The sequence below is a fragment of the Synechococcus sp. R55.8 genome, from assembly GCF_047461895.1.
Lineage (GTDB): Bacteria > Cyanobacteriota > Cyanobacteriia > Thermostichales > Thermostichaceae > Thermostichus.
Genome location: NZ_JANSIB010000124.1, coordinates 1 through 7,538 on the forward strand (window position 1 = coordinate 1; position 7,538 = coordinate 7,538).

The 7,538-nt window shown below is 59.3% G+C and carries 8 protein-coding genes; 1 reads left to right on the plus strand and 7 read right to left on the minus strand.

What is annotated here, in order from left to right:
- The 5 genes from NW829_RS11165 to NW829_RS11185 all read right to left on the minus strand — a co-directional run.
- A partial coding sequence (locus tag NW829_RS11165) for a dual OB domain-containing protein (RefSeq protein ID WP_414417102.1) occupies nt 1-95 on the minus strand: 95 nt, incomplete at its 3' end.
- 53 nt (nt 96-148) lie between these two features.
- Nucleotides 149-1,105 (minus strand): ABC transporter permease, encoded by a 957-nt coding sequence (locus NW829_RS11170; RefSeq protein ID WP_099887455.1) that lies wholly within the window; start codon nt 1,103-1,105, stop codon nt 149-151.
- Nucleotides 1,106-1,111: 6 nt separating this feature from the next.
- Nucleotides 1,112-2,161: an ABC transporter permease gene (locus NW829_RS11175; RefSeq protein ID WP_414417098.1), complete on the minus strand. Its 1,050-nt coding sequence runs from the start codon at nt 2,159-2,161 to the stop codon at nt 1,112-1,114.
- Nucleotides 2,151-3,677: an ABC transporter ATP-binding protein gene (locus NW829_RS11180; protein ID WP_414417099.1), complete on the minus strand. Its 1,527-nt coding sequence runs from the start codon at nt 3,675-3,677 to the stop codon at nt 2,151-2,153. The genes NW829_RS11175 and NW829_RS11180 overlap by 11 nt, the downstream gene beginning before the upstream one ends.
- Before the next feature lie 7 nt (nt 3,678-3,684).
- Nucleotides 3,685-4,713, minus strand: a complete 1,029-nt coding sequence (locus tag NW829_RS11185) for a BMP family protein (RefSeq protein WP_011430426.1) — start codon at nt 4,711-4,713, stop codon at nt 3,685-3,687.
- 401 nt (nt 4,714-5,114) lie between these two features.
- Here NW829_RS11185 and NW829_RS11190 point away from each other — a divergent pair, with 401 nt between their 5' ends.
- Complete coding sequence (locus NW829_RS11190) at nt 5,115-6,485, plus strand: amidohydrolase family protein (protein ID WP_414417100.1); 1,371 nt, start codon at nt 5,115-5,117, stop codon at nt 6,483-6,485.
- On the opposite strand, the gene NW829_RS11195 is transcribed toward NW829_RS11190, so the two are convergent.
- Nucleotides 6,393-6,851 (minus strand): FxLYD domain-containing protein, encoded by a 459-nt coding sequence (locus tag NW829_RS11195; protein ID WP_414332474.1) that lies wholly within the window; start codon nt 6,849-6,851, stop codon nt 6,393-6,395. The genes NW829_RS11190 and NW829_RS11195 overlap by 93 nt on opposite strands.
- 31 nt (nt 6,852-6,882) lie before the next feature.
- A partial coding sequence (locus NW829_RS11200; protein ID WP_414417101.1) for a 5-formyltetrahydrofolate cyclo-ligase occupies nt 6,883-7,538 on the minus strand: 656 nt, incomplete at its 5' end.

The window sequence follows — 7,538 nt, forward strand, 5'->3', positions numbered from 1 at the left end:
CCTGGCTCTCCGTTCTGCCATTCCTTGCCGGCAATACAGCGACCGGCCATTTTTCTGGAGTTGGCGAAACAGACAATCGTCTTGGCGTAAGACATACAGGCTTCTAGGGCGAGGACAAAAGCTCGATAGGAGCAAGAAAACCGGGCAGCTAGATGCGTTCTTCAGGGCGAAAGGGGATCAAAAGAGCGCGGGGCGCTTTGGCATGGCGAGAGACCAAAATCAACGCCACAATACTGAGCAGATAGGGCAACATTAAGAAAAACTGATAGGGGATCCGGCTACCCCAAAGCTGCTGAAGGCGCAATTGCAAAGCATCAAACCCGGCAAACAGCAACGCTCCTCCTAAGGCTCGCCAGGGATCCCAAGCGGCAAAAACCACCAGAGCAATGCAAATCCACCCCCGCCCATTGACGATATTGAAGAAAAACGCATCGAACGCAGAGAGGGTTAAAAAAGCACCGGCCACGGCCATAAGAGCGCTGCCCACCATCACGGCCCCGGTGCGAACGGCATAGACCGGGATCCCCTGGGAAGCGGCAGCCTGGGGATTTTCTCCAACCATGCGCACGGCGAGGCCCAGAGGAGTTCGGTAGAGGATGTAGGCCATGAGGGGCACCAGGAGAAGGCTGAGGTAGGTGAGGGGCGGCTGGGTAAACAGGGTTTCTCCCAGAAAGGGCAGGCTGGAGAGACCCGGGATCGGCCAAGGACTGAAGGGGACGATTTTGGGGGGAGAGGTGACCTGGGGCAGGGCCATGCGATAAACAAAATAAGCAGCATTGATGGTCAAGAGGGTAATGCCAATGCCGGTGACGTGCTGGGAAACCCCAAGGCGGACGGTCAACAGGCTGTGAATCAAGCCCACGCCGGCACCTAGGGTGGCAGCAAAGGCTACGCCCCACCACAATCCAGCTCCCTGATAGACCACCAGCCAACCGGTCATGGCCCCCAGGGTCATGATCCCTTCGATGCCCAAATTGAGAACGCCGGCCCGCTCACAGAGGACTTCGCCCAAAGTGCCAAAGAGCAAGGGAGTGGCAATGCGCAGGGTGGCAACCCAAAAGCTGGTGGTGCTGATTAAGCTGATTAGACTCAGGAGTGCAGACATGGGTGCTCAGTCCCAGCGCAGACGATAACGGGCCAACCCCATGCAGACCAACATCCACAGCAGGGCAGCAGCAACAATGACATCGGCAAGATAGGTGGGAACGCCCAAGCTACGCCCCATGGTATCCGCCCCTACATAAACTCCGGCGATGAAGACCGCCGCCCCCACCACCCCCAAGGGATGCAGTTGGGCCAACAGGGCAACGACGATGCCGGTGTAGCCAAAGCCAGGGGATAAATCCAAGGTGAGATAGCCCTTGAGCCCGAGGAGTTCACAAGCTCCCGCCAAGCCTGCCAGCCCCCCTCCCAGCAGTGAGGTATACAAAATAACTCCCTGGACTGGGATGCCGAGAAACCTGGCCGCTTCTGGGTTCGCGCCTACGGCTCGCATTTCTAGGCCCCAAACGGTGAACCGCTCTATGGCCCACACCCCCAGGGCAGCGAGCAGGGCAATGATCAAACCGGCGTGGAGACGACTGCGGGGGATCAGCCGCGGCAGTAGGGCAGCATCCACAAGGGCACGACCTTGGGGCCAACCCAGAGCCAGAGGATCTTTGAGGGGGCCTTCCAGGAGATAGCTGATCCCAAGAAGAATGACAAAATTGAGCAGCAAGGTGGTCACCACTTCGTCCACCTGGAACTGGGTCTTGAGCCAGGCCGGGATCCACAGCAGCAGCCCTCCGGCAATCCAGCCCGCCAGCAGCAGCACCAACACCAACCATGGGCGCGGCAGCGAAAGCCCAGCGGTGCCCAAGAGGCTGGCAGCCAGAGCCCCACCATAAAACTGGCCTTCTGCACCGATGTTCCACAACTTGGCCCGAAAACACACCGCCACCGCCAATCCCGTCAGGATCAGGGGAATGGCCCGCGTCAAAGTTTCGCTCAGGGCAAAGGGGGATCCCACCGCTCCCCGCAGCAACGCTCCGTAGGCTGCCAAAACCGGGGATCCCGTCCACAGGATCAGCAGGCTACAGGAGAGGAAAGCCAGGACAATGGCTGCCATCGGCGCACTCAGGATCAGCCAGAGGGGCACCGTGGAACGGGGTTCAACACGCATCGGCCACCTCCTGCCCGGCCATGCGCAACCCCAAGGCGGTCACCGTTGTGGTTTGGGTTGGGATTGCTGGGGAAAGCCGACCGCGATAGAGCACCGCCACCCGATCGGCCAAACTCAGCAATTCATCCAAGTCTTCAGAAATGAGCAGGATCCCGGCTCCAGCTCGGGCTGCTGCCAGCAGTTGGGCATGCACGTAAGCCACAGCCCCCAGATCCAGTCCCCGCGTTGGCTGGTGAGCCACAATTACCTGGGGATCCCGGCACAGCTCCCGCGAGAGGATCACTTTTTGCATATTTCCGCCGGACAGCAGTTGCACCGGCATCTGGAGCGCCCGCCAGGGATCCCCCCTCTGGAGCCCCCGCACATCGTAGGTCTGTAGCCAGGTGTGGGCCTGCTGATAGATTTGCCAGTGACGCAGGATCCCCCACCGCGAGAATTCGGGATCCCGATAGCGCTCGATCACCCAATTCTCCCACAGGCTAAGGGAACCGATCAGTCCGGTCTTGTGGCGGTCTTCCGGGATCCGGGCCATGCCTTGCCGCACCATCTCAGCAGGAGAGATCAGCCGCAGGACTCGGCCATGCAGATGGAGATGACCTTGGTGGGGCCGGATCACCCCGCAGATCAGATCTGCCAGGACGGATTGCCCATTGCCCGCCACCCCAGCAATACCCACGATTTCGTGACGCCGCACCGTCAGAGAAACCTGCTCCAGATGCTGCTGCCCTGCCCGACAGGAGACCTGCTGCAGCTCCAGGATCGTCTCCCCAACAGACAAGGGCGCTTTGACCACCGCCGCCAACCGCTGCCCCACCATCGCTTCCGCCAGAGCTGTGGGATGGATCTCAGCCGTCTTGCCCGCCATCACCACCCGCCCTGACCGCAGCACCATCACCCGGTCACTGGTGCGCATCACCTCCTGGAGCTTGTGGGAAATCAGCAGGATCCCCAGTCCGCGACCGGCCATCTGCCGTAGGGTGTGAAAAAACGGCTCAATTTCCGGTGGGGTTAACACCGCTGTGGGCTCATCCAAAATCAGGATCCGCGCCCCTCGATACAGCACCTTGAGGATCTCCACCCGCTGCCGCTCCCCTAAGGTCAGGGATCCCACCAGAGCATCGGGATCCACGGCCAACCCCAATTCCTCGGCCAGCTTTTGGATGCGCTGCCGTCCCTCTCGCCGCCGAGACCATAGGTGCCACAGGGGCTGAGTGCCCAGCAGAATGTTGTCCAGCACCGATAGATTATCGGCCAAGACCACATGCTGATGCACCATGCCTATCCCTGCCGCCAGGGCAGCCGCCGGGGATCCCAGCTTGAGGGGCCGACCAAACACCCACACCTGACCCTGATCGGGAACATAGTGCCCAAACAGGATGTTCATCAGTGTCGTTTTGCCCGCCCCATTTTCTCCCAAGATGGCCAGAATCTCCCCGGCCCGCAGTTCGAGATCAATCTGGTCGTTGGCCAGCAGAGCACCAAAGCGCTTAGTAATGCCCACCACCTTCAAGGCCAAAGGCGCTTCAGAGGGTGGACTTGGGTTCGCTATCATCGATGGCTACAACAAAAGACCCTGCCAGAATCTCTGCCTGCCTCTGCATCACCTTAGCTTTCAGTTCAGCCGGAACCTTGTCGGCAAAGGTTCCCCAGTCGGAGAGGCTGGATCCCCCATATTTCATCATGCTGTAGATCCCGTAGTCCTCTGCCTTAAATTCTCCGGCCTTCACCGCGGCAATGGCTCTGTCGATGGTGGGTTCCATGTGCCACAGGGCGCTGACCACCACCGTTTCCGGGTAGTCCGGCTGGGTATCGATCACATTGCCGATGGCCAAAACGCCCCTCTCTTTGGCGGCATCAGATACCCCAAACCGCTCTGCATAGAGGATATCTGCACCGGCATCAATTTGGGCAAAAGCCGCCTCTTTGGCTTTGGGGGGATCAAACCAACTGCCGATAAAGGTGACCAAAAACTTCACCTCCGGCTGCAGTTCCCTCGCCCCTGCCATAAAAGCATTCATGAGGCGGTTCACCTCTGGAATGGGATAGCCCCCCACCATGCCGATAATTTTGGAGCGCGTCAGCCCCCCGGCCACCATTCCCGTCAGATAGGAAGGCTCGTGGATGTAGTTGTCAAACACGGCAAAATTGCTCAGGGCAGGATCCGGCTTGAGGCTGGATCCCATCAAAAAGCTGACCTTGGGATAGTCTTTGGCTACTTCCCGCGCTTCCCGCTCCACCCCGAAGACCTCACCCACCAGCAGTTGGACGCCGCTCTCGGCATACTGACGCAGCACCCGTGGGTAGTCGGTGTTGGAAACTGACTCCGACCAGGTATAGTCAATATCCCCCCGCTCCTGGGCGGTCATCAACGCTTTATGGATCCGGCTCACCCACTGCTGCTCAATGGGAACCGTATAAACCCCGGCCACCTTCAGCTTGGTTCCTTGAGCCACCGCGGCATCGCGAACCAACCAGCGGCTCCCCATCAGGCCAGCCACAAAAGCCCCAGAACGCAGGCAGAAGTCCCGCCGGGAGAGTTCTAAACGTGCCATAGTCGCTTCTGTTGAGGTTACTTCGAGATCGGGTTACTGCTCGGCTTATCCTAAGGGGGAGATCCCTGAAAATATGTATCCTGAAATACAATTTTTTGAGAAGGAGCTTGTTTGTAATGGACAACGAAGTTTCGCTGACGGTTGGAATGGATGTAAGGGCCAAGTCCTCTCAAATCAGCTCTCGATAGATTATCCCTCTGACTACTTGGTTGATATCTTGCACAACCGGATGCTGTTGGGGACTACAGCCCTCTTTTATAAAGTGAGCAATAACCCAATCAACTGGTTTCCTAAATTCGGGCTTTGAGGTAATTTAAGACATCTTTATCTGATTTGGCCTATCATTCAGTCAACTGTAGTTGCTTCTTTCCATCCTAAGTTCAAACAAATAGCCACAACATATGGATCTCATTTTGCGCCGGGCCAATTTGCCGGATGGCCGCAAGGGAATCGATATCGGTATCCAGGGGGATCGCATTGTGGCTCTGGAAAGCAACTTACAAGCCACTGCCCCCCAAGAAATTGATGTCAGCAACCGCTTGGTGTCGCCCCCCTTCGTGGATGCCCACTTTCACATGGATGCCACCCTCACCTATGGGATCCCGCGCGTCAACCAGTCGGGCACCTTGCTAGAAGGGATCGCCCTCTGGGGGGAGTTGAAGCCGCTGTTGACCCCCGAGGCAGTGATGGAGCGGGCCTTGACCTATTGCGACTGGGCAGTGGCGCGTGGGATCCTGGCCATCCGCACCCATGTGGATGTGTGCGATCCCAACCTGTTGGCGGTGCGGGCGCTGCTGGAAGTCAAGCAAAAAGTGGCTCCCTACTTGGATTTGCAACTGGTGGCCTTTCCTCAGGATGGCTACTATCGCTCGCCAGGGGCGGTGCAGCTTCTGGAGAAGGCTCTGGATTTGGGGGTGGAGGTGGTGGGCGGAATCCCCCACTTCGAGCGGACGATGGCCGAAGGGACGGCTTCGGTGCGGGCCCTATGTGAAATTGCAGCAGCGCGGGGTCTGCGGGTGGATCTGCACTGCGACGAGGCGGACGATCCGCTTTCGCGCCATGTGGAAACCTTGGCCTACGAAACGCTGCGGCTGGGCTTGCAGGGGCGGGTAGCCGGATCCCATCTAACTTCCATGCACTCGATGGACAACTACTACGTCAGCAAACTGATCCCCCTGATGGCCGAGGCAGAGCTGGGGGTGATCGCCAACCCGCTGGTCAATATGGTCATCCAAGGTCGCCACGATACCTACCCCAAGCGGCGGGGGCTGACCCGGGTGCCCGAGCTGATGGACGCAGGCTTGACGGTAGCCTTTGGCCAGGATTGCGTGATGGATCCCTGGTACCCTTTGGGCAGCGGCAACATGCTGGAGGTGGCCCACATGGCCATCCACGCCGCCCAACTGACTGGCTATGAGCAGATGCGCCAGTGTTTTTTGGCGGTAACAGAAAACCCGGCCCGCATTCTGGGGTTGGAAGGCTACGGCCTGGAACCCGGCTGCTACGCCGATCTGGTGGTGCTCCAGGCCGCCGATGCCGTCGAAGCCATTCGCCTGAAACCAGCTTGCCTGTATGTCTTCCGCCGGGGCCGGCTGATCGCCCAAACGCCGCCTGTGGTCGCGCAACTCCATTTGCCTGAGCGCCCCACCCAGGTGGAGTTCAGCCGCCAGCTTTGGACCTCATCGGCGCACGGTACCGCTGAAGCCGCTGGCCTTGAATTGCTCCAGGGTGAGGGGCAGGGGGCTGGTTATGGGCACCGAGATGCGAATTGAAAAAGGGCTCTCGCCGGGAGGAACTTCTGCAATGGCCCCCAGGCGGGTACGCTCCGGCAGAACCTCGTTGCCGTTGGCATCGTAAAGCCGACCGAAGACATCCGCGTTCAGCAGGGTATTTTTGGAGCGGTTGACCACTGTGCCTTCGACGAACAGGCACCTGGCCGGTATGGGGTTGCCGTTGCTGGTCACCAGGTTGGTGTATTCGGGGGTATCGGGACAGGGGGTGACGTGGAGATCCTTCAGTTGCAGGGGGATCGCCCCAAAGCCCATCAAGAGCACCGCCAATGCCACACAGCCAAAGCTCATGCAGACAAGACGCAGCTTTTGGGTTAGCCACTGCGCCGGCTTCCAAACTTGGCTCATCGTTTTTCCTCCAAGGCCCACCCTCTTTAGTCTAGGGGATCCCCGTCTCGTAGAACCTCTCCTCGGTTTGGATCCCATCCAGGCGCTGATCCCAAGGATCCTGAGGCAGGGGCTGCTCCAGCAAGCAGGCTTGGGGGAGGATGCCCCACTTGGGCACACTGGGATCCGGCAAAGCGGCCAAAAAGCGGTCGTAATAGCCGCCGCCATAGCCCAAACGCCTTCCCCAACGATCGCAGGCCAGGGCAGGCACCAGGATCAAATCCGCCTTGCCAGGGTCGATAACTGTGCTGCCGGGAGAAGGCTCCAGCAAGCCCCAGCAGTTGGGGACAAGCTCAGCCGGCTGGTAGCGGTGCCACTGCATTTGCCGCCGCGGCAGACAACGGGGGATCCCCCACTGCTTCTCTGGAAAAAGGGCAAACAGGGATCCCAAGTCCACCTCGGAGCCGAAGGCCACATAGGCCAGGATGGTTTTGGCGGCCAAAAGTTGGGGGCAAGAGGCCAAATGAGCCACGATCTTCTGGCTGATAAGGGATCTGTCCAACCTCTGCCGTAGCTGGCGAAAGTGCTGGCGCAGGCGAGCTTTTTCTAGGGCAGGATCTGCTGCCAGAGAACTGGGCCGCCAAGAAGAAGACAGTTCCGGGGAAGGGAGTTCCTGCACAAGCCCAATGCCGCTTGGATATTCGGTCT